General features: G+C 75.7%; 20 protein-coding genes. 17 read left to right on the plus strand and 3 right to left on the minus strand.

The features are described 5' to 3' along the window. The first annotated feature begins 237 nt into the window (after positions 1 to 237). From ACZ4K2_RS02110 to ACZ4K2_RS02125, 4 genes are all read left to right on the plus strand, one after another. A complete protein-coding gene (locus ACZ4K2_RS02110) occupies positions 238 to 729 on the plus strand; it encodes a Dps family protein (protein ID WP_467472318.1) in 492 nt (163 codons plus the stop codon). A gap of 31 nt (positions 730 to 760) precedes the next feature. Next, on the plus strand, positions 761 to 1,105 hold the full coding sequence (locus ACZ4K2_RS02115; RefSeq protein WP_467472316.1) for a DUF3140 domain-containing protein: 345 nt from the start codon (positions 761 to 763) through the stop codon (positions 1,103 to 1,105). A gap of 3 nt (positions 1,106 to 1,108) precedes the next feature. Then, the gene (locus ACZ4K2_RS02120) at positions 1,109 to 1,756 is read left to right on the plus strand and encodes an endonuclease (RefSeq protein ID WP_467472314.1); all 648 of its coding nucleotides are present in this window, start codon (positions 1,109 to 1,111) and stop codon (positions 1,754 to 1,756) included. 76 nt (positions 1,757 to 1,832) lie between these two features. Then, entirely contained in the window at positions 1,833 to 2,657 is an 825-nt protein-coding gene (locus ACZ4K2_RS02125; protein ID WP_467472822.1) for an SAM-dependent methyltransferase, read from the plus strand. A gap of 58 nt (positions 2,658 to 2,715) precedes the next feature. On the opposite strand, the gene ACZ4K2_RS02130 is transcribed toward ACZ4K2_RS02125, so the two are convergent. After that, complete coding sequence (locus tag ACZ4K2_RS02130) at positions 2,716 to 3,570, minus strand: Cof-type HAD-IIB family hydrolase (RefSeq protein WP_467472312.1); 855 nt, start codon at positions 3,568 to 3,570, stop codon at positions 2,716 to 2,718. 183 nt (positions 3,571 to 3,753) lie between these two features. Between ACZ4K2_RS02130 and ACZ4K2_RS02135 the strand changes: the two genes are divergently transcribed. Beyond that, positions 3,754 to 4,563, plus strand: a complete 810-nt coding sequence (locus ACZ4K2_RS02135; RefSeq protein ID WP_467472309.1) for an SAM-dependent methyltransferase — start codon at positions 3,754 to 3,756, stop codon at positions 4,561 to 4,563. 58 nt (positions 4,564 to 4,621) lie between these two features. Next, on the plus strand, positions 4,622 to 5,149 hold the full coding sequence (locus ACZ4K2_RS02140; protein ID WP_467472821.1) for an NUDIX hydrolase family protein: 528 nt from the start codon (positions 4,622 to 4,624) through the stop codon (positions 5,147 to 5,149). An 864-nt stretch (positions 5,150 to 6,013) separates the two neighbouring features. Here the strand turns inward: ACZ4K2_RS02140 and ACZ4K2_RS02145 are convergent. Further along, the gene (locus ACZ4K2_RS02145) at positions 6,014 to 8,833 is read right to left on the minus strand and encodes a LuxR C-terminal-related transcriptional regulator (protein ID WP_467472307.1); all 2,820 of its coding nucleotides are present in this window, start codon (positions 8,831 to 8,833) and stop codon (positions 6,014 to 6,016) included. A 259-nt stretch (positions 8,834 to 9,092) separates the two neighbouring features. Between ACZ4K2_RS02145 and ACZ4K2_RS02150 the strand changes: the two genes are divergently transcribed. The 3 genes from ACZ4K2_RS02150 to ACZ4K2_RS02160 all read left to right on the plus strand — a co-directional run bounded on the left by ACZ4K2_RS02150 (position 9,093) and on the right by ACZ4K2_RS02160 (position 12,623). After that, complete coding sequence (locus ACZ4K2_RS02150; protein WP_467472305.1) at positions 9,093 to 9,752, plus strand: helix-turn-helix transcriptional regulator; 660 nt, start codon at positions 9,093 to 9,095, stop codon at positions 9,750 to 9,752. Between the two features lie 142 nt (positions 9,753 to 9,894). Next, positions 9,895 to 10,578, plus strand: a complete 684-nt coding sequence (locus tag ACZ4K2_RS02155) for a Pvc16 family protein (RefSeq protein WP_467472303.1) — start codon at positions 9,895 to 9,897, stop codon at positions 10,576 to 10,578. Beyond that, complete coding sequence (locus ACZ4K2_RS02160; protein ID WP_467472301.1) at positions 10,575 to 12,623, plus strand: ATP-binding protein; 2,049 nt, start codon at positions 10,575 to 10,577, stop codon at positions 12,621 to 12,623. Before ACZ4K2_RS02155 ends, ACZ4K2_RS02160 begins: the two co-directional genes overlap by 4 nt. 16 nt (positions 12,624 to 12,639) lie before the next feature. On the opposite strand, the gene ACZ4K2_RS02165 is transcribed toward ACZ4K2_RS02160, so the two are convergent. Then, positions 12,640 to 14,091 (minus strand): hydrolase, encoded by a 1,452-nt coding sequence (locus ACZ4K2_RS02165; protein ID WP_467472299.1) that lies wholly within the window; start codon positions 14,089 to 14,091, stop codon positions 12,640 to 12,642. Between the two features lie 260 nt (positions 14,092 to 14,351). Here ACZ4K2_RS02165 and ACZ4K2_RS02170 point away from each other — a divergent pair, with 260 nt between their 5' ends. From ACZ4K2_RS02170 to ACZ4K2_RS02205, 8 genes are all read left to right on the plus strand, one after another. Beyond that, positions 14,352 to 15,965: a phage tail sheath family protein gene (locus tag ACZ4K2_RS02170; protein WP_467472297.1), complete on the plus strand. Its 1,614-nt coding sequence runs from the start codon at positions 14,352 to 14,354 to the stop codon at positions 15,963 to 15,965. 63 nt (positions 15,966 to 16,028) lie between these two features. After that, positions 16,029 to 16,472 carry a phage tail protein gene (locus ACZ4K2_RS02175; protein ID WP_467472295.1) on the plus strand — a complete coding sequence of 148 codons (444 nt, stop codon included), beginning with the start codon at positions 16,029 to 16,031 and terminating at the stop codon, positions 16,470 to 16,472. Beyond that, the gene (locus tag ACZ4K2_RS02180; RefSeq protein ID WP_467472293.1) at positions 16,472 to 17,011 is read left to right on the plus strand and encodes a hypothetical protein; all 540 of its coding nucleotides are present in this window, start codon (positions 16,472 to 16,474) and stop codon (positions 17,009 to 17,011) included. The genes ACZ4K2_RS02175 and ACZ4K2_RS02180 overlap by 1 nt, the downstream gene beginning before the upstream one ends. Beyond that, on the plus strand, positions 17,008 to 17,166 hold the full coding sequence (locus tag ACZ4K2_RS02185) for a DUF6760 family protein (RefSeq protein ID WP_467472291.1): 159 nt from the start codon (positions 17,008 to 17,010) through the stop codon (positions 17,164 to 17,166). The genes ACZ4K2_RS02180 and ACZ4K2_RS02185 overlap by 4 nt, the downstream gene beginning before the upstream one ends. 2,706 nt (positions 17,167 to 19,872) lie before the next feature. Beyond that, on the plus strand, positions 19,873 to 20,487 hold the full coding sequence (locus ACZ4K2_RS02190; protein WP_467472289.1) for an extensin: 615 nt from the start codon (positions 19,873 to 19,875) through the stop codon (positions 20,485 to 20,487). Positions 20,488 to 20,524: 37 nt separating this feature from the next. Continuing rightward, positions 20,525 to 20,947, plus strand: a complete 423-nt coding sequence (locus tag ACZ4K2_RS02195; protein ID WP_467472287.1) for a phage tail protein — start codon at positions 20,525 to 20,527, stop codon at positions 20,945 to 20,947. Positions 20,948 to 21,003: 56 nt separating this feature from the next. After that, positions 21,004 to 21,729, plus strand: coding sequence for a CIS tube protein (locus ACZ4K2_RS02200; RefSeq protein WP_467472284.1), 726 nt, complete (start codon positions 21,004 to 21,006; stop codon positions 21,727 to 21,729). Then, positions 21,729 to 23,636: a VgrG-related protein gene (locus ACZ4K2_RS02205; RefSeq protein ID WP_467472282.1), complete on the plus strand. Its 1,908-nt coding sequence runs from the start codon at positions 21,729 to 21,731 to the stop codon at positions 23,634 to 23,636. Before ACZ4K2_RS02200 ends, ACZ4K2_RS02205 begins: the two co-directional genes overlap by 1 nt. Positions 23,637 to 23,661: the final 25 nt, after the last annotated feature.

Here is a 23,661-nt window from a genome sequence, read left to right on the forward strand (position 1 = left end):
CAGCACGGACCGGCGCAGCACTATTAATTAGCACTGCTAGTTTTGGACTATAGACCTCCGGCCGCCCCGCTGGGAAGCTCCCCGGGGCCCGCGCCGGGGCTCCGCGGCGAGACGTGCGCCACGTCCGCGAGCCCGCTCCCGGCGCCCCACTGATCAGCCGGTTTGCCCCCCGGCGGCGCGGGCACCCGGATTTCCGGACATGACAGAAGACATCTGCACGAAAGGGGTCGGTCCACCATGACCGTGGTCAGGAGCACACTGCCGGAGGAAGCGCTCGGCATCACCGGGACCGCCCTCCAGGAGACCCTGGTCGACCTGCTGGGACTGTCGCTGATCGGCAAGCAGGCGCACTGGAACATCGTGGGCCCGCGGTTCCGGTCGATCCACCTCCAGCTCGACGAGGTGGTCGCCACGGCCCGCGCCCACTCCGACACCGTGGCCGAGCGCGCGTCCGCGCTGGGCGTGCCGCCGGACGGCCGGCCGGAGACCATCGCCTCGACCTTCGCGCTGCCCGGCACCAAGGACGGCTGGCTGCGCGACACCGAGGTGGTGGAGCTGATGGTGTCGTCGCTGGAGGCGGCCGTCGGCCGGCTGCGCGAGCGCATCGAGGCGACCGAGAAGGCCGACCCCGTCACCCAGGATCTGCTGATCGCCATCACGGCCGACCTGGAGAAGGAGCGCTGGATGTTCCAGGCCGAGAACCACCCGCGGGACGACGCGTCCGGCTGACCGGACCGGCCCCGCGCGAAAGGAGCGATCCGTGGCCGACGCCCTGGAACTCGACGCGCTGTGGGAGGACTTCCACCGCGTGGTGAACATGACCTCCGCGGAACTCGCGGCCTGGCTGAAGGTCCGGGACGCCGCGGAGGAGACGGAACCGCTGCCGGACCAGGCCGGCACACCCACCGGTCAGCACGTCCTAGCGATCCTGCAGAAGCGCCGCACCGACCTCACCGACGACGACGTCCGGGTCATGTACAAGGTCGTCGACACCGTCGGCGGCCTGGCCGACCCGGAGAACGAGCCGGAGCCGGAGCGCACGCCGGAGGACACCCGCCGCCGGCACCGGCTGATGACCCTGGGCCACGACCCGCTGAAGCCGTAGGCCGTGTGCCGCGACGAACGGGTCGTGCGGGAGCTGGTGTCCGGGTGCGGGCGGACGTACGCCGAGGAGGCGGGCATCCGGCTGGCGGACACCCCGCAGCCGCTGTACCGGCTCCTGGTGCTGTCCCTGCTGCTCAGCGCCCGGATCCGGGCATCCGTCGCGGTGGCCGCCGCCCGGGCTCTGCACGAGGACGGTCTGGACACCCCCCGCCGGATGGCCGGGGCGGGCCACCGGCGGCGGGTGGAGGCGCTCGGCCGGGGCGGCTACCGCCGTTACGACGAGCGGACCGCCACCCAGCTCGGCGACGGCGCCGTCCTGCTGACCGAACGCTGGGGCGGCGACCTGCGCCGGCTGCACCGCGAGGCGCCGGGCGACGCGGACGCGCTCGCCCGGCTCCTGCGGGAGGAGCCGGGCATCGGGCCGGCCGGCGCTTCCATCTTCCTCCGCGAGGTCCAGCGGGTCTGGCCGGACATCGCCCCCTACCTCGACGGCAAGGCCCTGTCCGGTGCCGCCCGGCTCGGCCTGCCCGAGGATCCCGGCGAGCTCGCCGGGCTGGCCCCGGACACCCAACCGGCCGTACTGGCGACCGCGTTGGTCCGCGTGGCCCTGGACGAACAGGTGGCCGAAGAGTGCCTGCGCCGCGCCTCGTGATCGTGCGAGACTGCTCCCCGCACGTCCCGGTCCGACCGCCGGGACCGGACGGACCGAGGAGCGGCACGTGGCGGGGATCGGCCCGGACACCCAGGACAGGCGGGACAGTCAGGACAGCCGGGACGGCCAGGAGATCGACACCACCCGGCCGCACCCGGCGCGGGTGTACGACTGGTTCCTGGGCGGCAAGGACAACTACCCGGTCGACGAGCGGCTCGGCCGGCGCATCGCCGGGATGGACGGGGACGCCCCCAAGGCGGCCCGCGCCAACCGCGCGTTCATGCGCCGCAGCACCCGCGCGCTCGCCGCGGAGACGGGGATCCGCCAGTTCCTGGACGTCGGCACCGGCATACCGACCGAGCCCAACCTGCACCAGATCGCCCAGTCGGTGGCCCCGGACGCCCGTGTGGTCTACGTCGACAACGACCCCATCGTGCTGGCCCACGCGCACGCGCTGCTGCGCGGCACCCCCGAGGGCGTGACGGAGTACGTGCAGGCCGACGCCCGCGACCCGCGCGGCATCCTGGAACGGGCCGCCCGCGTCCTGGACCTCGACCGCCCGGTGGCCCTCTCCCTCATCGCCCTGCTGCACTTCGTCCCCGACGAGGACGGCGCCCGCGAGCTGGTCGGCACGCTCCTCGGCGCGCTGGCGCCGGGCAGCGCGCTGGTGCTGTCCACCATGACCGCCGACTTCGAACCGGAGAACGTCCACAAGGGGATCGCGGCCTACGCGGCGGGCGGGGTGACCCTGGTCGCCCGCTCGCGCGCCCAGGTGGGCGCGTTCTTCGAGGGGCTCGACCTGCTGGAGCCGGGCATCGTGTCGGTGGCCGACTGGCGTCCGGACGAGCCGCCCGCCGACGGCCCGGTCTCGCTGTACGGCGCGGTCGCGCTCAAGCCCTGACCGGCCGGGGACCGCGGCGCGAGCGCGACCGGCCGGTGTGGGTGCCCGGGGGGCCGCGTCACCCGCCCAGCAGCCGGGCGACGGTCCGCAGCACGCCGTGTTCGCCGTTGGACGGGGCGACGTGACGGGCCCGGCGGAGCACCTCCGGGTGGGCGTTGGCCATGGCGAAGGACCACTCGGCCGCGTCCAGCATCCCCAGGTCGTTGAGGTAGTCCCCGAACACCATGGTCTGGGCGGGCGTGATGCCCAGCTCGCGCTGGAGGCCGCGCACGGCGGCGCCCTTGTCGGCCGTGCGGCTCATGACGTCGAGCCAGTGCTCACCGGAGACGACGACCCGGTGGGTGGCCGTGAACGGCTCCAGGGCCGGGGCGGTGGTGTGCTCGGCGGAGCCGAAGTCGAACAGCGCCACCTTGAGCACGTCGTCCTCGACGGCGGTGACGTCCTCGACGACCCGGTGCTCGACGTAGTACTTGCGCACCTCCGCGAGGAACGCCTCGTCGCTCCGCTCGACGTACGCCGACCGCTTGCCGCAGACCACGGCGCCCACGTCGGCGCCGCCGGCCGCCAGCCGCCGTACCGTCCGGGCGAGGTCCGCTGCGACGGCGCGGTCCAGCGGGTCGGAGCTCAGCTCCACGCCGTCGCGGACCACGTAGGTGCCGTTCTCCGCGATGAACACCATGCCCTCGGCGACCTGGGCGAACTGCCGGGCCAGGGTGGCGTACTGGCGGCCGCTGGCCGGGCTGAACAGCACCCCGCGGCGGCGCAGTTCCGCGAGCACCGGCCAGAGGCCGTCGGGTATCCGCTGGGCCTCGTCCAGCAGGGTTCCGTCCAGGTCGGTGACGATCAGGCGGATGCCCGCGGGGCCGACGGGCGGGAGCGGGCTGCCGAGGAGGTGGGCGGGCGTGGCGGACATGTCCTTCTTCCGGCCGGGGACGGGATGGCGGGGGCGGGCGGCGGGCGCCCGGTGTCCAGTGTTCCGCATGCCCGGCGGCACCCCGGACGGTGCCCGGACCGTCACACCTCGCGTTTCCCGGGACAGCGCGATCAGGGGGCGGCACAATGGCCGCGGAGCACGGCACGGCAGGAGGGCGGCGACGTGAGCGAGGACGATGTGCGGGCGGCCGGTCCGGCGCGGCTGAACACCTCCGTGGCGCACAACGCGCGGGTCTGGAACCACTGGCTCGGCGGCAAGGACAGCTACGAGGTCGACCAGCGGGTCGGCGACCACATCGCCGGGATGTTCCCGGTGATCCGGGCCGTGGCCCGCGCGGACCGCGGCTTCCTGCACCGGGCGGTGCGCTTCCTGGCCGCCGAGCGCGGCACGCGCCAGTTCCTCGACATCGGCACCGGCCTGCCCACCGCCGACAACACCCACGAGATCGCCCAGCGGATCGCGCCCGAGTCGCGGATCGTGTACGTCGACAACGACCCGATCGTGCTGGTGCACGCCCGCTCGCTGCTCACCGGCTCCCCCGAGGGCGCCACCGACTACGTCGACGCCGACGTGCGCGCACCGCGGGACATCCTCCGGCTCGCCGCCGGCACCCTCGACCTGGACCGCCCGGTCGCGGTGCTGCTGCTGGGCATCCTCAACTTCGTGCCCGACACCGACGAGGCCGCGGACATCGTGCGGCGGCTGATGGCGGCGGTCCCCTCCGGCAGCCACCTGGTCCTCACCCACCCGACGTACGACCGGGAGGCGGGCGGCGAGGGCAACAGGGCCGCGATGGAGTTCTGGAACGCCCACGCCACCCCGCCGATCACCGCCCGCAGCCGTACCGAGGTCGCCGCGTTCCTCGACGGCCTGGAGCCGGTCGAACCGGGTCTGGTGCCGTGCTCGCGGTGGCGCGCCGGGCCGGGTGCGGCCGTGGTGCCGCAGTACGGCGCGGTCGCCGTCAAACCCTGACCCGCCCGCGGTTCCCGCGTGCGCCCCGCCCGGAAAGTATGATCAAGCAATGTCTGACATGACCGAGACCACGCCCGGCTGGCTGACCACGGACGAACTGGACATGGCCAGGGCCCGGATGCCGATCCTGTACGTCGAGGCCGTGCCCGTGCGCGTGGACGACAGCGGTGAGGTCACCAGCATCGGGCTGCTGCTGCGCATCGGCCCGGACGGCACGGTCAGCCGGACCCTGGTCTCCGGCCGCGTACTGCACCACGAGCGGGTCCGCGACGCGCTGCTGCGCCACCTGGAGAAGGACCTCGGCCCGGTCGCGCTGCCCCGCGTCCCCGCCTCGCTGCAACCGTTCACGGTCGCGGAGTACTTCCCGACGGTGGGCATCACGCCGTACCACGACCCGCGCCAGCACGCCGTGTCCCTCGCGTACGTCGTGCCGGTCACCGGTGACTGCCGGCCCCGGCAGGACGCGCTCGACCTCGTCTGGTTCAGCCCCCATGAGGCGGCGTCCGTGGCCGTGCAGAGCGAGATGCCGGGCGGCCACGGCGCCCTCCTGAAGCAGGCCCTCGCCCACGTGGGCCTGGCCTTCTGACCCGGAAACGACGCACGCGGGCACGCTGACGCGCTGGGCGGGGACGGCATGTGAGCCGACGGGCCGGTCCGGCACCGGGCGCGGGCGGGCCGGTTCCGCACCGGGGGCCGGCCGAGCGGCGAGCCGGTCCGGCACCGGGAGGCGGCCGGCCCGGCCGGCACTCCGAGCGGCTCCACCGTGCCCGGCGGGTGGACCCGGCCCGGCTCCCCCGGCGTTCCGTCTCCGCCCGGCGGCAAGGGCGGGCGACGGGCGCCCGTCCAGCGCGCTGCCGCGCGTGGCGGCCGGCAGCGGACCGGGCGGGAAAGACGGTACGCACCCGTCGGTTCGGCGGCACAGCCTCCCCACGGGCCCCGGCCCGGCTCCGCCGCCGTTCCGACTCCGGCCGGCTCCGCAGGCGTACGGCGGGGCCGCCGCGCTCAGCGCTCCGCCGCCCACCGCGACCGACAGCGGGGCGGGCGGGAGATCCCGTACGCCCGCAGCCCCGGCCCGGCTACGCCGCCGGTCCGTCTCCGACCGGCTTCGCAGCGTACGGCTGAGCCGGGCGGACAACGCCCTGCCGCCCGCCGCGACCGGCAGCGGGCCCGGCGGGAAACCCTACGCACCCGGCCGGTTTTGCGGCACGGCCCTCCCCACGGCCCCCCGGCTCCGCCGCCGTTCCGTCTCGCCCCGGCTCCGCAGGCGTAGGGCGGGGCCGCCGCGCTCAGCGCTTCACCGCACACCGCGGCCGACAGCGGGGCGGGCGGGAGATCCCGCACGCCGCAGCCCCGGCCCGGCTCCCCCACCGTTCCGACTTCGACCGGCTTCGCAGGCGTACGGCGGGGTCGGCAGCGGGCCGGGCCGGGGCCCCGGGCGCCCGCGGCCGGTTCAGCCCGTGCCCTGGTCGCAGTAGGCGAGGGGGGCGGGCGGCAGGCTCTCGTCCGGGGTCAGGGCGCGTCGCAGTTCGCCGCGCCGCCGGATGCCGAGTTTCTTGTAGGTGCTGGTGAGGTGGGTCTCCACGGTGCGCCGGGCGAGGTGCAGCAGTCCCGCGATCTCCGTGTTGGTGCGCCCGTCGGCGGCGAGCCGGGCGATCCGCAGTTCGCTGCCGGTCAGGGACCCCGAGCCGGTCCGCGCGGCGGTGGTGCGCCGGCCGCCGCCGGCGCGCAGGGTCTGCTCGGCGAGTGCGCGCACGCGCAGCGCGCCCAGGCGTTCGGCGAGTACGGCGGCCTCCCGGAGCCGGTCCCTGGCCTGGGCCCGGTCCCCCGCCGCGATCAGCGCCCGGCCCTGCGCCAGCAGCGCGTGCGCGAGTTCCGGACCGGTGCCGTCGGGCCCGTCCCGGAGCAGCAGGACGGCCCGCTCGCCGAGTTCGAGGCCGCGCCGCCCACCGGTGACGGTGCCGAGCGCCCGCAGGGCCCGGCCGACCGTGCGGGGGGTGCCCCAGATCCGGGCGAGGCGCAGCTCCTCCTCGGCCAGGGTGATCGCTTCGCGGGGCGCGCCCAGCGCGAGCCAGCACTCCGCGGCGGCCGACCGCCAGGGTGTGACGACCGGGCTGCGGACCTCGCGGGCGAGCTGGCGGCGCCCGCACTCCAGGAAGTCGTGCAGGGCCCCGGCGGTGTCGCCGTCCGCGGCCCGCTGCACCCCCCGCGCGTAAAGGAAACGGTTCAGCTCCCAGGATTCCGCCGCCGCGCGCAGGTCGAACGCGCCGGCCAGCCGCCGCGCCTCGGCGGTCCGGTCCTGGGCGACCAGCCCGAGCAGCACGTGGGCCTGGACGTTGCCGGGCCCGGATTCCGGGAAGACCGGGGGTTCGACGGGCAGCCAGCCGTGGACGCCCCGGGCGGCGGCGATGTCGGCGCGGGTGTGGACCAGCGCGTCGTGCATCGGATGCAGCAGGTCGTGGCGCTGCCCGGCCAGCCCCCGGTCCACCAGCCCTTCCGCCTCGTCCAGTTCGTCGGCCCACTGGGCGACCGCGGCGGCCGTGCCCAGCAGGAAGGGTTCCGTGAGCGGGTCGGAGGGCTCGGCCAGCAGCAGGCGCATCCGCCGCATGGCGTCCCGGGCGGAGACGAGCCCGGCGGTCACCGCGTACCGGACCAGGAGGGCCCGGGTGGCCGGGCCGATCAGCTCGGGCGAGTGCTCCGCGGTGTCCGACAGCCGCCGGTACACGTCCCGGCGGATGGTCTGGTCCCGTTCGGACAGCAGCGCGGAGGCGCTGCGCAGCGCCCCGGACAGCTCCGGGCGGTCGCCGGCGAGCTGCTCGTCGACGCCGGTCAGCACCTCCACGGCCCGGCCGATCCGGCCGTGCGCGGCGAGCGCGGTGCCGAGGGCGACGGCCGCCCGCACGCGTTCCCGCGGGGCGGCCGCCAGCCCCAGTGCCTCGGTGAGGCTGGGGACGGCGGCCGCGGGGCCCCGGTCGGCGGCCTCCAGGGAGCCCAGCTCGGTCAGCAGCCGCTGCCGCCGGTGGTCGGACAGCGGTTCGTCCAGGGCCCTGCGCAGCAGGGGGACGGCCTCGGCGACCCGGCCCTCCCGGACGGCGCGGCCGGCGGCCTCGTGCAGCACGCTGGACGCCCAGTCGGCGCCCACGGGACCGGAGTTGAGCAACTGCCCGGCCGTCGCCTCGGTGGACGCCCCGCGGCGCAGCATGAGTTCGGCGGCGCCCGCGTGCACGGTGCGGCGCCGGGACTCGGGCACCCCGGCGAGCACCGCGTCGCGCAGCAGCGGATGGGCGTAGCGGTGCCGGCCGCCCGGGCCGGCCCGGAGCAGGCCGAGGCCGGTCATCGCGGTGAGCCAGCCGGTCACCCGGGCCCGGTCGGCCCTGGTCAGCTCGGCGAGCAGGGCCGCGAGGTCGCCGGGGCCGCCGCCGGGCGGACCGGCCGGTCCCGTGCCGGGCCGTTCGGCGTCCAGGGCGGCGAGCACCCGGGCGACCTCGGCCGTGCCGAGGCCGGCGCTGTCCAGCCACCAGGCGGTGGCGGCGGCGTAGTTGCCGGCGTAGAGCGCCGCGACGGTGTGCGGGAGGGGCCCGTGCGGGCCGGGGCCGCCGAGGTCGCCCAGGAGGGCGCGCAGCAGGAGCGGGCTGCCCGCGCCGGCCCGGGCGCAGTCCTCGGCCCAGGTGCCGGACGTGCCGGGGAAGCGGGCGCGGACCAGGGCCACGGCCTCGGCGGGGGTGAGCGGGGCCAGGGTGTGCGTGCGGACCAGGGCGGGCGGCAGGGTGTGCGCGAACCCCGGTGCGGGCGGGTCGACGTCGTACTGGTTGCGTTCGGTGACGGCCAGCAGCACGGGGAGCCGGAGCCGGTCCATGTGCCGGGCCGACTCCACCAGCCAGCGGTGGGAGGGGGCGTCGGCGAGGTGGACGTCGTCCACGGCGATCAGCAGTGGGGTCCGCTCGGCCTGCCGCAGCAGCGCCCGCCGGAGCAGTTCGGCCCGCTCGCGCTCGGTGCGGGCCTGCTCGAACCCCGCTACGGGGCCCAGGAGTTGCAGCGCGGTCGCGAAGGGGGCACCGTCGTCACCGGGTGCGCAGCGGGCGCGCAGGACGCGCGTGCCCTGCCGCGTCGCGTCCGCGATCGCCGACTCCAGCACGGTGGTGCGCCCGGTGCCGGTGGCGCCGCGTAACAGCACGAGGCCGGCGGCGTACGAGCGGGCTCTGGCCAGGCCGGCGGCGAGCGTGGCGACCGCCTCGCGGTGCGCCCTCGGCCTGGCGTCCTGGCATCCGGACATGTCCTGCCTCCTCGATCGGACGTGGTACCCGCACCGTCGAGGACGAGCGGATCGGGACGGAGGTGTCGTGACTCATCCCACGTCGGTCTGTTCCGGTCCGGGTGCAACCGCCGGGGCGTCCCGCTCGTGGTGGTACCCCGGGTGTTCTCGTGGTGGTGCCCGTGGTGGTCCACGATTGCCCGGATCCGGCCCGCGACCGCAGGCTGTCGGGACCGCCTGCCGCCCGCCGGCGGCAGGCACGCGGATGTGGGGGAGAGACTTGCCCAGCTCACCGAGGACCAACCGGACCGGTACGGAACCCCTCGCGCGGACCCGGGTGACGGTGTACGCGCCCGACCCGATCCTGCGCGAGGGCGTGCACGGGCAGCTTCGCCGCTTCCCCGAGATCGAGCTGCGCGAGGAGACCGGTCCCGGCACGGTGGCGCTGATCGTCGACGACGTGCTGGCCGAGGACGCGCTGACCCGGCTGCGCCGCCTGGTGCGCGGCGAGGGCGCGCGGGCGGTGCTCGTGGTGCGCTCGCTGCGCGAGGCCGAGCTGCTCGACGTCATCGAGTCGGGGGTCGGGGCCATCGTCTGGCGCCACGAGGCGACCGCGCAGCGGCTGACGCAGGCCGTCACGGCGGCGGCCCGCGGGCAGGGCGACCTGCCCGCCGATCTGCTGGGCCGGCTCATCGACCAGGTGGGCACGCTGCACCGCAGCGCCTCGGGGCGGCCCGGTTCCGGCCCGTCGGGCCTGACCCCCCGTGAGGTGGACGTGCTGCGGCTGGTCGCCGAGGGGTTCGACACGGGTGAGATCGCGAGGAAGTTGTCCTATTCCGAACGTACCGTCAAGAACGTGCTGCACGGCATGACCACCCGGCTGCACCTGCGCAACCGCGCCCACGCCGTGGCGCACGCCTTCCAGGAAGGCTTCATCTGACCGCGGGGGCAGTCCCGGGCGTCCCGCGGGGCGGACTTCCCTGCCCGCCCGCCGTCCCCCGGCGCGCTCGCGGGGCGGTCCGGGACGCGGCAGGATCGGACGGGTTCGGCAGCAGGCACGGCGGTGGGGCGGGAGCACGACGGTGATCCACGAGGTGGACGAGGTCCTCAAGACCCTTCTGACCGGCGGGGCGCTGGCCGGTTCCGGCATCGACGTCACCTTCGACGCGCCCACCCGGGACTGGGCGGCCCGGCGCAACGGGCCCGTCGTGAACGCCTACCTGTACGACATCCGGGAGGACGTGCAGCGCCGCCAGCGCGGTCACCTGCCGGTGGTCGACGAACGGGACGTGGTGGTCAAGCGCCGGCAGCCGCCCCGCTGGTTCCGGCTGTCGTACCTGCTGACCGCCTGGACCAGGCAGCCGCAGGACGAACACCGGCTGCTGTCCGCCGTCCTGGCGACGCTCATCCCGCGCGAGCTATTGCCGCCGTCCGAACTGCCCGGCGCGCTGGGCGCGCTGGGGATGGCGGTACCGGTGTCGGTGGCCGGGGTCCAGACGGAGTCGCGTTCGCTCGCGGAGATCTGGTCGGCCCTGGGCGGCGAGCTGAAGCCGTCCCTCGACCTCGTGGTCACCGCCCCGTTCCCCGCCTACCCGGAGTACGACGCCGGTCCCCCGGTCACCGAGGGCGCGGTCGTCCGGGTCCGCGACGTGGACGGCGCCGGCCGGTCGGACGGCGAGCGGGCGCACCGGCCGCGCCAGGTGGCGGCCGCCCGGGACGCCCGGTCGGCGGCCGCGCGCCGCCGGAGCGCGGGCGGCCCGTCGTGACCGGGCCCACCGCGCCGGCGGAGGGGACGGCCGTACGGACCACCCCGGCGGACCCGGCGGCCGGGCCCGGCCCGTCGTCCGCCGCGGACGCGCTCCAGGCCCGGCTCGCCGCCCTGCGGGAGCGGGTCGCCCTGCTGGTCGAGCACCGCGGCGAGGGCGATCCCACGGCCGGCGACCCGCTGCGCGGGCTGTACCTGTCCGAGGACGCGGTACGGCACCTGCTGCGCACGCCCGCCCCGGCGTCGGCCGCGCCGCCCGGGCTGCCCGGGGCGCCCCCGGACCGGATGACCGCGCTGGCGGCGCGTCTCGGCCTCACCGACCTCGACACCATGCTGCTGCTGACCGCGCTGGCACCCGACGTGGAGCGCACCTTCGAGCCGCTGTACGGCTACCTCAACGACGACGTCGGCCGGCGCCGGGCGACCCCGGGACTCGCGCTCGACCTGTGCGGGGTGCCGGCCCGCTCGGCACCCGCCCGGGCCCGGCTGCACCCCGGGGCGCCGCTGCGCGCGCTGGGCCTGCTGGACGTGGAGGAGCCCGACCGCCCCTTCCTCAGCCGCGTCCTGCGGGTCCCGGACCGGCTGGTGGCCCATCTGCTCGGTGACGACACACCGGACCCGGCGCTGACGGGGCACCTGCGCGACCTGCCCGGTCCGCCGCCGGCGGACCGGGGCGGGACGCAGGCCGGGCCGTTCGCCGAGCGGCTGGCGCGGCGCCTCACGGCCGGGCCGCCGCCCACCGTGTACCTGCGCGAGGCCCACGAGGGCGACGGCCTCGCCGCGGCCGGCGCGGCCCTGCACGCCGCCGGCCTGTCCGCGCTGTCCTTCCACGGCCCCGGCGAGCTGCTGCCCGCCCTGCTGCGCGAGGCCAGGCTGACCGGGCGTGCCGTCGTCGTCACCGGCCTCCCGGACCAACCCGGCGAGATGGTGCGGGAGTTGACGGCCGCAGCCGACGTGCCCGTACTGATCACGGCCCGGGTGCCGTACGACCCCCACTGGTGCGAGCGGGACCCGCTCGTCCTGGACGTGCCCGGGCGCGGGACGGGCGCCGCCGGCGACTGGTCCGCCGCCCTGGGCGAGGACCCCGGCTTCGATCTCGCCGGCACCGTCGCCCCGTACCACCTGCCCGGCGAACGGGTCGCCCGCGCGGTGCGGTCGGCCCGGGCGCTGGCCGGGTTCGAAGGGGTCCGGCTCTCCCCCGCCCACCTGCGCCTCGCGGCCCGGCAGCAGTCCGCCTCGGGGCTGGAACGGCACGCCCGCCGCATCCGCCCGGCCGTCGACTGGACGGACCTCGTGCTGCCCGACCGGCCGCTGACGCAACTGCGCGAGCTGGCCCTGCGCGCCCGCCACCGCGGCCGGGTGCTCGGCGACTGGCGGCTGAGCGCGGGCGGCGGGCGGGGCCGGGGCGTGCTCGGGCTGTTCGCCGGCGAGTCGGGCACCGGCAAGACGCTCTCGGCGGAGGTGGTCGCCGCCGAACTGGGCCTGGACCTCTACGTGGTGCAGCTCTCGTCGGTGGTGGACAAGTACGTCGGCGAGACCGAGAAGAACCTGGAGCGCATCTTCACCGAGGCCGACCGCACCGACGCCGTCCTGCTGTTCGACGAGGCGGACGCCGTGTTCGGCAAGCGTTCCGAGGTGAAGGACGCGCACGACCGGTACGCCAACATGGAGAGCGCCTACCTGCTCCAGCGGCTGGAGTCCTTCGACGGCATCGCCCTGCTGACCACGAACCTGCGCGCCAACATCGACGAGGCGTTCACCCGCCGGCTGGACCTGGTGGTCGACTTCCCGTTCCCGGACGCGGAGCAGCGCCGGGCCCTGTGGCGCCAGAGCCTGTCCCACGTGCCCTGCGCGGACGGCATCGACCACGGGCCGGTGGCCGAGGGGTTCGAGCTGGCCGGCGGTTCCATCCGCAGCGCCGTGGTGACCGCGGCCTACCTGGCGGCGGCCCGCGACGGCGTGGTGGACGCCGCCGACCTGCTGGAGGGGGCCCGGCGCGAGTACCGCAAGGCGGGCCGGCTGCTCCCGGGAGAAGGCTCCTGGTAGCGGCCGGCCCGGTGGGTCACACGGTGAGCTTGACGGCTTGCAGGGACCGGTCGTTCTCCAGCGCGCCGCCGAAGACGAACTCGGGGCGCTGCTGCGCGCAGCCCTGGTCGCCCCAGTCGAAGCCGTGCACGCGGGAGGTCTGGCAGACCTGGCCGGTGCCGACGTTGACGGCGAAGCCCAGCATGTAGGGGTCGTCCGGCTTCGTGCTGCCGACGTAGTTGTCCTCGCCGTCGGGGACGATCGCCGTCCAGCTCGGCGACCACTGCCCCTTGCCGTCGGTCGAGTCGTCCTTGTGCAGGAAGGCGTTGGCGGCGGAGCCACCGGTCCCGGCCACCGCGATGTTCAGCGCCTTGATCGGGGCGTCGCTGCCGGTGGTGCCCGTCATGGTGCCGTCGCACACCGGCTTCTGCCAGCCCTGCCCGGTGACGAAGGCGCGGTAGCACACGTGCCGTCCCTCCGGGTCGTCCTCGGCGAGGCGCCGTACGGCCGTCGCGGCGGTCTCCTCCGGCGCCTTCTCGGTGACGGTGGCGGCCGGCGCGCCGCCCCCTCCCCCGTCGTCCTCCTCCCCGCCGTCGCCGCCGTCACCGCCGTCGCCCCCGCCGTCCCCGCCGTCCGGCTGTGCCGGGGGCGCGGTGGCGGCGACCGTGGGCGGCGGCGGGGGCGTCAGCGACGGGGACGCGCTGGGCGCGAGGGTCGCCCCGGCGGCGATCTTCGCCGTCGCGCCGGTGCTCACGCCCGGCTTGTCGGCGATCCACAGCATCACGAAGGTCACCGCCAGGGCGGTCAGCACGCCGAGGAAGGTCGCCAGCCAGCGCGGCAGGAACCCCCGCTGGACGTAGGTCCCCTCGACCGGCAGCGGGTCGACGCCCGACCGCAGCACCGACAGCGTGAAGGGGCGCTGCTCCTTCCCGCCGAACCAGATGATCCGCCGCGGTTTCAGCGTGGCCTTCACGAACGCCGCGCGGCCCGGGTCGATCTGCACGCTGCCCGGGTGGATGTCGTACGCGAGCTGGTCGCCGTTGTCGCTGCCCGCGACGGACGCCGTCAGGCGCGTGTTGCCGATGTTGTCCACGGCGAGCTGGGGGCGCCCTCTGAAGCGCCCCTTCACCGTGGGCGGCACCAGCTCCGCCCGTACTTCCGTGAACGGGGTGATGGTGAGGTTGCCCTCGGGCACCGTCACCGCTTCCGGGTGCTCCGTCGGCGTGATCCGCACCGCGTACGGGTTGGGTCCGGCCGTCGCGTCCGGGGAGCGCGGCGGCGCGAACCGCAGTTCCACCGCCCCGGTCGTACCGGGATACAGGCGCAGGACCGCCGGCTCCACCGTCGTCCACGGTGCGAGCGGTCCCACCGGCTCGAAGCGGTACTCGTCCACCACGTCACCGGTGTTGCGCACCCGTAGGCGCACCGTCGTGCTGCTCCCCGCGTCGACGGTCGCGGAGGGGGGTTCGAGAGAAGTCCACAGGCTCACCCGTCGACGCTATGGCGGGGCCCGGCGGCGGGTCACCGGACCGCGGGGCAGTGTGCGTGTCCGAAGGGGCAGAGTTCCCCGCCCGGACCGGTCGGACCGGCCGGGGAAGGTGCGCGAGGGCAGTTCCGGGGGCAGTGCGGCCGGTTGCCCTTCGGGGCAGCGGGCCTGCCCCCGGCGCGGTCCCGGAGGACGTTCCGCCGCCGCCGCACGCGCGTGAGGCTGGAGTCAAAGCTGTCTCGTACCCCTGAGGAGAGCAGAGCATGCCGTCCTACCTGTCGCCCGGCGTCTACGTCGAGGAGGTGGCCAGCGGCTCGCGCCCGATCGAGGGGGTGGGCACGTCGGTCGCGGCCTTCGTGGGGCTCGCGCCGACCGGCCCGCTGAACGAGCCGACGCTGGTCACCAACTGGAGCCAGTACGTCGCCGCCTTCGGTGAGTTCACCGACGGGTACTACCTCGCGCACTCCGTCTACGGCTTCTTCCAGAACGGCGGCATCACGGCCTACGTCGTCCGGGTGGGCGGCTCGGCCGGGGGCGCCGCCGCCCCCGGAGACCCGGCCGGCGGGTCCGCCGCCGCGCCGGCCGGGTCCACCGCCCCGGCCGCGCTGCCCGCCGCGGAGCCGCGGCAGCTCGGCACCTTCGCCGTGACGGCCGTCGCCGCCGGCGCCGAGGGCCCGCTGAGCGTCGAGGTCGCCGACGCGGAGGGCGAGGGCCCGGCGGAGCGCTTCCGGCTCATCGTCAAGGACGGCGACAAGGCGGTGGAGACCTTCGACGTCACGGCGAAGAAGGGCGGCCGCAACTACGTCGTCACACAGGTCAAGGAGCGGTCCCGGCTCATCTCGGTGACCGAGGCCGCGCCCACCGCGCAGCTTGCCCGGCCGGACAACCAGACACTCGCCCTGCCCGCCCCGCCGGCCGCCGCGGCCCCGGCCACGCGGGCGCCCGCGGACCCTTCGCGGGAGACGCACCCCGGCCCGGCCCACTACCTCGGCGACTCCGCCGACCGCACCGGCTTCGGCGGCCTGGAGGCCGTCGACGAGATCTCCATGGTCGCGGTGCCCGACCTGATGGCCGCCCACCAGCGCGGCGCGATCGACCTGGAGTCCGTCAAGGCGGTCCAGCTCGGCCTGATCGCGCACTGCGAGCTGATGGGCGACCGGGTCGCCGTCATCGACCCGCCGCCCGGCATGAACGCCCGTGAGATCCGGGTGTGGCGGCAGGAGACGGCCGGTTACGACTCCAAGTACGCGGCGCTCTACTACCCGTGGATCAAGACGTTCGACCCGGGCAGCGGCCAGACCCGCCTGGTGCCGCCGAGCGGCCACGTGGCCGGTGTCTGGGCCCGCAACGACTCCGAGCGCGGCGTGCACAAGGCGCCCGCGAACGAGGTGGTCCGCGGTGCCGTGGACCTGGAGATCCAGATCACCCGCGGCGAGCAGGACCTGCTCAACCCGATCGGCGTGAACTGCATCCGCGCCTTCCCGGGCCGCGGCATCCGCGTGTGGGGCGCCCGCACCCTCTCCTCCGACCCGGCCTGGCGCTACCTGAACATCCGCCGGTACTTCAACTACCTGGAGGAGTCGATCCTGATCGGCACCCAGTGGGTGGTGTTCGAGCCGAACGACCACGCCCTGTGGGCCCGGATCCGGCGCAACATCTCGGCGTTCCTCGTCAACGAGTGGCGCGCCGGCGCCCTCTTCGGGCAGCGGCCCGAGGAGGCGTACTACGTCAAGTGCGACGAGGAGACCAACCCGCCGGAGTCGGTCGACGTCGGCCGGGTGGTGTGCGAGATCGGCATCGCCCCGGTCAAACCGGCCGAGTTCGTCATCTTCCGGCTGGCCCAGTTCTCCAGCGGCAGCGGCGAGCTGGAGGAGTAGGCGCACCGCCGCTCCCGCGCTCCCCCGTCCCTTTCATTCCGGATCCTGAAGGACAGCGAACAGATGAGTCTCCAGCCGGGTGACGCCCTCACGTCACACAACTTCGGCCTCCAGATCGACGGCGTGATGGTCGAGTACCTGGCCGAGGTCAGCGGTCTCAGCATCGAGCAGGACGTGATCACCTACCAGCAGAACACCCCCAACGGCCAGAACGTGGTCAAGAACCTGCCGGGGGTGAAGAAGAACGGCACCTGCACGGTGGTGCGGGGCATGACCCAGTCGACGTCGTTCACGCAGTGGATCAACGAGTCCATCGCCGGGCAGATGACGACCGCGCGGAAGAACGCCTCCATCATCATGATGGACTTCGAGAACAACCCGGTGAAGCGCTACCACCTGCGCAACGCCTGGTGCAGCAAGATCGACGCGAGCACGGTCAAGGCCGGCGAGGCCGCCGCCCTCACCGAGACGGTGACCATCGCCTTCGAAGAACTGGTCATCGAGTGATGCGCCGCACGGCCTCCAGGGCGGCCGGCGCGGTCGCCCACCCCGAGGGGCAGGACACGGACCCGGCCGGAGCGGGGACGCACGCCACGGGCCCGGACGCCACGGCCGCGGTCCCGGCCGCCGGCTCCGCCGCGCCGGACGCGCGGCAGGCGCCCTACCGCCGGGACGAGTTGCGCACCGAGTTCCCGTTCCAGCTCCCGCGCGGCTACGTCGACGAGTCGGGCGCCGTCCACCGGGACGGCGTGATGCGGCTGTCGACGGCACGCGACGAACTCGTGCCGCTGCGGGACGTACGGGTCCAGGAGAACCCGGCGTTCCTCTCGGTCGTCCTGCTCGGCCGGGTCATCACCCGGCTCGGCACGCTCCCGATGGTGCACGACGGGATCGTGGAGCACATGTTCGCCTCCGACCTGGCGTTCCTCCAGGACTTCTACCGCCAGATCAACGCGGAGGGCCACACCCGCGCGGCGGTCGAGTGCCCGCACTGCGCCGAGCCCTTCGAGGTGGAACTCGGCGGGAGCCGCCTGGGGGAATCGTGACGTACGCGACCGACCGGCTGCACGAGGAGATCGCGTACATCGCCTACCACTTCCACTGGAGCATGGAGGACGTCCTGGACCTGGAACACCGCGACCGCCGCCGCTGGACGGGCGAGATCGCGTCCCTGGTGACGCGCGCGGCGGCGGAGGGCTGACGGGTGGGTTTCCTGGACCGGCTGCGCGCGGGCGCGGCGAACCGCGGGCGCGCGGGCACACCGTCGGCCCCGGCGCCCGGGGCGTCCGCACGGGTGCGGACACGGGCACGGGCCGAGGGTCCCGCGCCCGACGGCTCGGTGACCGGCGGCCCGGTGACCGGGGCCGCGGACGCCGGACGGTCCGGTGCCGGGGCGGTGTCCTCCGCGCCCGCCCCGGCCTGGCCGGGGCTGGCGCCGATCCGGCGCAGCCTGTCCGCGGGCGGGGCCGGGGTGTCGGACGCGGCCTTCGCCGGGCGGCTGCCCACGTGGCAGAACCCGTCGTTCACGGCCACGGCCTCACCCGCGGTGCTGGACGGCCGGTCCAGTGCCGGGCTGGCAGGGGGCGCTTCCCGGCCCGCCCCGGCGCGTCCGGTGGCGGGCCTGGAACTCCCGGCCGGCGGCCTCCCCCTCGCGGGACCGGCCCCGGAGGTCCGGTCTGCCCGGGCCGTACCGCTGCGGCTGCTGCCGCCGACGGTTCCGGGCGGTGCCGCTCCGGCCGCACCGGCGAGACCGCGCCGCGTCACGCCCCGGGTGCCCCAGGTGGGTCCGGCTCCTGCGGGTGCGGGTGCGGGTGCGGGTACTGACTCGGGTGTCGGTACTGGTGCGGGTGCTGGCGGAGTTGGGAGCGCGGCCGGCCGGCCGGAGGGGCTCGGCCGGACATCGCCGGCACCGGCACCGGGCCCGACTCCGATTCAGCGGAAGCGCGTCGAGTCCGCCCCGGCCGCCGGGACGACGGCTGCCGCCGGGCCCGTACGGCTCACGCGGGTGGGGGCGGGGACCAGTTCCGGTACCGGTGTTGGTGCCAGTGCCAATGCTGGTACCCGTACCGGTGCCAGGAGCGGAACTGGTGCTGGTGCTGGTGCTGGTGCTGGTGCTGGTGCTGGCGACAGGATCGGTACCGGTACCGGTACAGCCCCCGAACACGGTGGCCCAGCCTCCGGCACCCCGTCCCCCGCCCCCCGTACCACCGTGGCCGCTCCAGTGCCCGGTGTGCAGCGGTCGGCGGCCGTACCCGCGGGACCGGTCGCCGTACGGCCCCTGCCGTCGACGGCGTCGCCGGTCACGCAGGTGTCTCCCGCGCCCGGCCTCCGGGTTCGGGCCGCGGGTACGGACCCCGAACCGGCACGGCCCTCCTTCACCAGCGCCCGGACCGCTGCACCCTCGGTGCAACGCCGCACCCTGCCGGTGGCGCGTCGGCTCTCCGCACCGTCGGTCACCGCACGGACCACGCGTACGGAGGCAGTACGGGACACGGCTCACCGGAACGGCGACACCGCGCCCCCCGGCCCGTCGGACACCGCCGCTCCCCCGCGACCCACCGCCACACCCGGACCCTCCTCCCCACCCCCGCCCGTCCAGCGGTCCGCGAACAGGGCCGGGGCCGCTCCTACATCCCCCAGCCTCACGCCCCTCGGTTCTGGTACACCGCGCCCCGACGAGGCACCGACCGCGTCCGCCCGGCCCACCGACACCGACCGGTCCCCCGCACGGGGCCCGGCGCCCGTGCAGCGGCGGCCTGCCGGGTCCGTCGGGTCCACGCCGGCAACGAGCGGCCGTACGGCGGCGGCGCCCGCCCCGGCGGCACGGTCCGGCCCCCGCCCGACCGGCGCCCCGGGCACCGGCTCGCCCGCCCCGGACCGCCGCCTCCCCCTTCCTGCCGCGCCGACGCACCGGCCGACCGCGGTCCCCTCCGCCGGCGCGGACCGCGTACGAAGCGCCACCGGCCCCACGGCACCGCGTCCAGGCCTCGGCGCCCCGTTCGCGTCCCGCCCGGCCGCGGACGCCACCCCGCCCCCGCAGCCGACCCACACCCCTGCTGCGCCCCCGTCCGGCCCACCGGCTTCGGCGGCACCCCCCGCCGACACCAACCCCACTGTTCAGCGCGCGGTACGCTCAGACGGCCAAAGCGCGGTGAGCGGCAGCGACCCGCGGCGACCGGGCCCACCGGTGCAGCGGTCGCCGCTCCCCGCGGCCACGGCCACGGCCACCCCCCGCCGCACCGCGGCAGCGCGCCCGCACGCCGAGGAGCGCCAGGCGGCGCCTCCCGCCGGTGACGGCGGGCCGGACCACCCGAGCGGAGACGGGCCCGGTACGCCGCCGCACGGGCAAGCGGCACCCGCCCTCGGCGACGGTCCGCGACCCGTACCACCCACGGTCCAGCGGCACACCTCGACCGCGCCCGTCGTCCCGCCCGCGGTGTCCCAGCCCCAGCCGTCCGAAGCGGCCGGACCGGCTCCGGACCCCGCACCGAGCCCCGCAACCGCCCCGGCACGCCCGCCCGTTGGGCCCCCCGCCAACTCCCCTACGCCGGAGCGCTCACCGGTCCGCCACGACCAGAAATCCCGCACCCGCTCCACGAGCACCGGCACCAGCACCAGCACCAGCACCAGCACCAGCACCAGCACCAGCGTCCAACGAGCCGTGGCCGGGCGTCGTACCCCACTCGGTGCGCCAGTGCCGGCCGTTCCCACCGGCGTCACCCCGTTGACGCCCCCGACGTCCCCGGCCCGACCGGCCGGCCTCCCGGCGCCCTCGGTGAGCCCGGCCGGCTCACCGCTCCCGCCGGCACCCGCCCGGGGCACCGGCGCGACGCGACCCGCCTCCCCCGCGCACCCGCACCCCGGCCGGTCCGCCGTGGCACCACCCCCCTCCCCGGCGTCCGCGCCGGTGCCACCGCCCCGCGTCCAGCGAGCCGCCCTGGGCACCCCACCCACACCCCACGGCGGCCCGCCCGCGACCGCGCCCGCTCCCGGACCCGCCCGCCCCCCGGGCACCGGAGTCGGCCCGCCGCCCGCGCCCGCCGGGCCGTCCGCACAGGCGCTCCCCGTCCAGCGGTTCTGGCGCAAGCCGCCGTCCTCGACCGTCCGCCGCGGCGCCCGGGCGAGCGGTCACTCCGCCGTCGGCGCGCTGGCCTCGTCGGCCGCCGCGACCGTCGCCGACGGCCTGGGCCGGGCCGGCGGTCCGGCCGGCGGCCGCCCCGCCGACGCCCCGCCGCCGTACACCCCCGGGCCGCCGCCCCCGTACGGGCCGGCACACGGCGGACCGGCTCCGCACGGCACGTCACCGCAGGGGCCGCCCCCGCCGTACGCGCCGGTCGCGCACGGCGGTCCGCCGCCCGCCTACACGGGGGTCCCCGCGGGTGCCTTCGACCCGAGGGAGCTGACCGACTTCCAGCTCGACGAACTCGTGCACCGCATCATCGGCCGCATCACGCGGCTGATCCGCACCGAACTGCGCATGGACCGCGAGCGCATCGGCCGGCTCCGCGATCCCCGCCACTGACAGACCAGCGACACCACTGACAGAAAGGTCCGCCGCGATGTCCCGCCAGGACCCGGGCTCCACCATCTGGTTCACCCTCAGCATCGACGGCGAGAGCCTCGGCTACTTCAACGGCTGCCAGGGCCTCTCGTCGCAGGTGGAGGTGGAGCAGCGCCAGGAGGGCGGCAACAACGGCTTCGTCTGGCACCTGCCCACCCGGGTCACCTTCTCCACGATCCGGCTGACCCGTCCGCTCACCCCGGACACCGCCAAGGTCGCCAAGTGGATCTCGTCGGTGCAGACCGGCATCACGCGCCCCACCGCGCAGATCGCGGCCCTGCGCGCGGACGGCTCGGAGGTGGCCCGCTGGGGCCTGATCGACGTGCTGCCGGTGAGCTGGACGGGCCCCACCCTGGACCCCGCCGGCCCCGCCGTGGCGACCGAGGTGCTGGAGATCGCCCACCACGGATTCACGGACTGAAGCGGACTGAAGCGGACCGGAACGGACTGGAACGGACTGAAGGGGACGGGCACGACATGGCGAAGGGCAGCAGGGGCGGGGCGGGCAAGAGCCTCGTACGCGCCACGCTCGCGATCCACGAGCCGCCGGTGGGCACGAGCACCACACCGGGCAGCGTCATCAGGACGTTCCGGTTCGACTTCAACCCGGCGCAGCTCGCGCTGACCCGGCGCGCGGAGTGGAAGGCCACGCCGGCGCAGGTCGAACGGGACGGTTCGCTCCCCGAGTTCATGGGGGCGCTGCCGCGCGAGATGAACCTGGAGATCTTCCTGGACTCGTCCGGCGAGCCGGCCGGCAACACGGTGCTGAAGAAGGTCGAGTCGCTGCTCGACTGCTGTGAGACGACGGCGCGGAGTGTCGACGCCAAGCAGCCGTCCCCGCCCTGGGTGGTGCTGCAGTGGGGCTCGTTCTCCACGGCGCGGTTCACGGCGTACGTGAGTTCCGTGGAGGCGAGTTACACCCTGTTCGGCACGACGGGCGCCCCGATCCGGGCCACCTGCCGGATGCGGCTCCACGAGATCCCCGGCCAGACCCTGGGGCAGAACCCGACCTCCGGGGCGCTGACGGCGCGACGGGTGCACCGGGTGGTGGCGGGCGACTCGCTCCCGTCGCTGGCCTGGCGCGAGTACGGCGACGCCTCCGGGTGGCGGGCGATCGCCGAGGCCAACGGCATCGACGACCCGTCCCGTCTGCCGACGGGCACGGAACTGGTGCTGCCCGCCGTCGAGGAGGTGCGTTCCTGATGCCGAAGTCCGCTTTCTCCAACGTCATCGACGTGCGGATCGGCGGCGCTAAGCTGCCGCCGGAGTTCACGCGCGCGCTCGTGGACTGCCATGTCGACCAGGGCGTCGGCGTGCCGGCCGCGTTCCGGCTGACCTTCCGCGACCCCTACCGGCTGCTGCTGGGCAAACTGGGCGTCACCTTCGGCACGAAGGTGGTCCTCACTCCGGTCGCCGACGGGCAGGGGGCCGGCGATCCGCTGCTGACCGGTGAGGTCACCGGTCTGGAGGCGGACTACGACGGCACCGGCACGTTCACCGTGATCCGGGGCTACGACGCCGGGCACCGCCTGCTGCGCCGGCGCCGGGTCGCGGCCTACCGCAACCAGAGCGCCTCCGACATCGCCCGGGCGCTCGCCGGGCAGGACGGCGTGCCGATCGGCCGGATCCAGCCGACCCGCACCGTCTACGAGTTCATCAGCCAGTCCAACGTGACCGACTGGGACTTCCTGGCGCGGCTGGCCGACGAGAACGAGATGGTCATGTCCGTCGACGCGGAGGGGAGGTTCCGGTTCGTGCGCCCGCGCGAGGCCGCGGGGGCGCCCTCGCCCGGCGTCGGCGGCGACCGGAGCCCGTTCGTGCTCCAGGCGGGGCACGACATCCTGCGGCTGCGGTCCGCGGTGACCGCGGCCGACCAGGTGAGCCGGGTCGAGGCGCGCGGCTGGGACGTGACGACCAAGAAGAAGCTGACGGCCACCTCGCCGGCGGGCATGAACCCGGGCATCGGGATCGGCACCACGCCGGCCGCCGCCGCGGGCAGCTTCCGGCCGACCCGGCTGGTCGGCACCGACACGCCCTACGACAAGCAGAGCGAGGTGCGGTTCGCGGCCGCGGCCCTGGCCGACGACGTCACCGCCTCCTTCGCGGAGCTGGAGGTCGCGGTGCGCGGAAACCCCCGGCTGCGGCCGGGGGTTCCGGTGGCGCTGGCGGACGTGGGCGCCCCGTTCGAAGGGAAGTACACGGCGACGTCGGTCCGGCACGTGTTCGGCGACGGCACGCACTACGAGGCGTGGGTGACGGTCAGCGGCCGGCAGTGGCGGTCGCTGTACGGGCTGGCGTCGGGCGGCACGGACCCCGGCCCCCGGCTGCCCGGCGTGGCCAACGCGCTGGTCACGGACGTACAGGACCCGTTGAAGCAGGGGCGGGTGAAGCTCCACTTCCCCTGGCTCGACGACGCGTACGTCAGCGACTGGACGCGGACCGTGCAGCTGGGCGGCAAGGGCGGCGGCGGGGTGTTCCCGATGGACGTCGGGGACGAGGTGCTGGTCGGCTTCGACCGGGGCGCCCTGGACCACCCGTTCGTGATCGGCGGGCTCTACAACGGCCGGGACAGGCCGACGGCGGTCGCCGACGTGCCGCTGCACGACGGGCTGAGGAAACAGGCGTCCCGGCACACCGTCGCCGACCGGACCGGCAACCGGCTGGACCTGCTGAGCCAGCGGACCGGGGGCCGCAGGCAGGGCGTCCGGCTCGCCACCGGCAACGACAAGCTGGTGATCGACCTGGACCGGACCAAGACCGAGATCACCGTGGACAGCAAGGGCGCGGTCAGCATCAAGGGCGGCCGGTCGGTGTCCGTGGAGGCGGGCACGGACCTGACGCTGAGCGCACGGCGGAAGCTGACCATCAAGAGCGGCGGCATGCTCGACATCGAGGGGCGCGGACTCGTCAACGTCAGGTCCCTCACCGGGGCGGTCAGCGTGGACGCCCTGGGCGCCCTGAGCCTGAAGACACTGGGCGCGGCGTCGGTCACGGCGGTCGCCGGCGTGCAGATCACCTCCGTCGCCAACGTCGGCATCCGGGCCCTCACCGTTCCGATCATGGGCGCGCTCACCTCGAACGGGCTGGCAGTGATGGTGGTGCCGGTATGAGCGCGGGCACGGGCCGCCCGGGAAG

The sequence above is a fragment of the Streptomyces sp. NPDC025833 genome (assembly GCF_055558055.1).

Bases quoted from the DNA above. Each gene is read 5' to 3' on its own strand.
- ACZ4K2_RS02110 (WP_467472318.1), top strand. From the start codon at position 238: ATGACCGTGGTCAGGAGCACACTGCCGGAGGAAGCGCTCGGCATCACC.
- ACZ4K2_RS02130 (WP_467472312.1), bottom strand. From the start codon at position 3,570: ATGTCCGCCACGCCCGCCCACCTCCTCGGCAGCCCGCTCCCGCCCGTC.
- ACZ4K2_RS02140 (WP_467472821.1), top strand. From the start codon at position 4,622: ATGACCGAGACCACGCCCGGCTGGCTGACCACGGACGAACTGGACATG.
- ACZ4K2_RS02145 (WP_467472307.1), bottom strand. From the start codon at position 8,833: ATGTCCGGATGCCAGGACGCCAGGCCGAGGGCGCACCGCGAGGCGGTC.
- ACZ4K2_RS02170 (WP_467472297.1), top strand. From the start codon at position 14,352: ATGCCGTCCTACCTGTCGCCCGGCGTCTACGTCGAGGAGGTGGCCAGC.
- ACZ4K2_RS02175 (WP_467472295.1), top strand. From the start codon at position 16,029: ATGAGTCTCCAGCCGGGTGACGCCCTCACGTCACACAACTTCGGCCTC.
- ACZ4K2_RS02180 (WP_467472293.1), top strand. From the start codon at position 16,472: ATGCGCCGCACGGCCTCCAGGGCGGCCGGCGCGGTCGCCCACCCCGAG.
- ACZ4K2_RS02195 (WP_467472287.1), top strand. From the start codon at position 20,525: ATGTCCCGCCAGGACCCGGGCTCCACCATCTGGTTCACCCTCAGCATC.
- ACZ4K2_RS02200 (WP_467472284.1), top strand. From the start codon at position 21,004: ATGGCGAAGGGCAGCAGGGGCGGGGCGGGCAAGAGCCTCGTACGCGCC.
- ACZ4K2_RS02205 (WP_467472282.1), top strand. From the start codon at position 21,729: ATGCCGAAGTCCGCTTTCTCCAACGTCATCGACGTGCGGATCGGCGGC.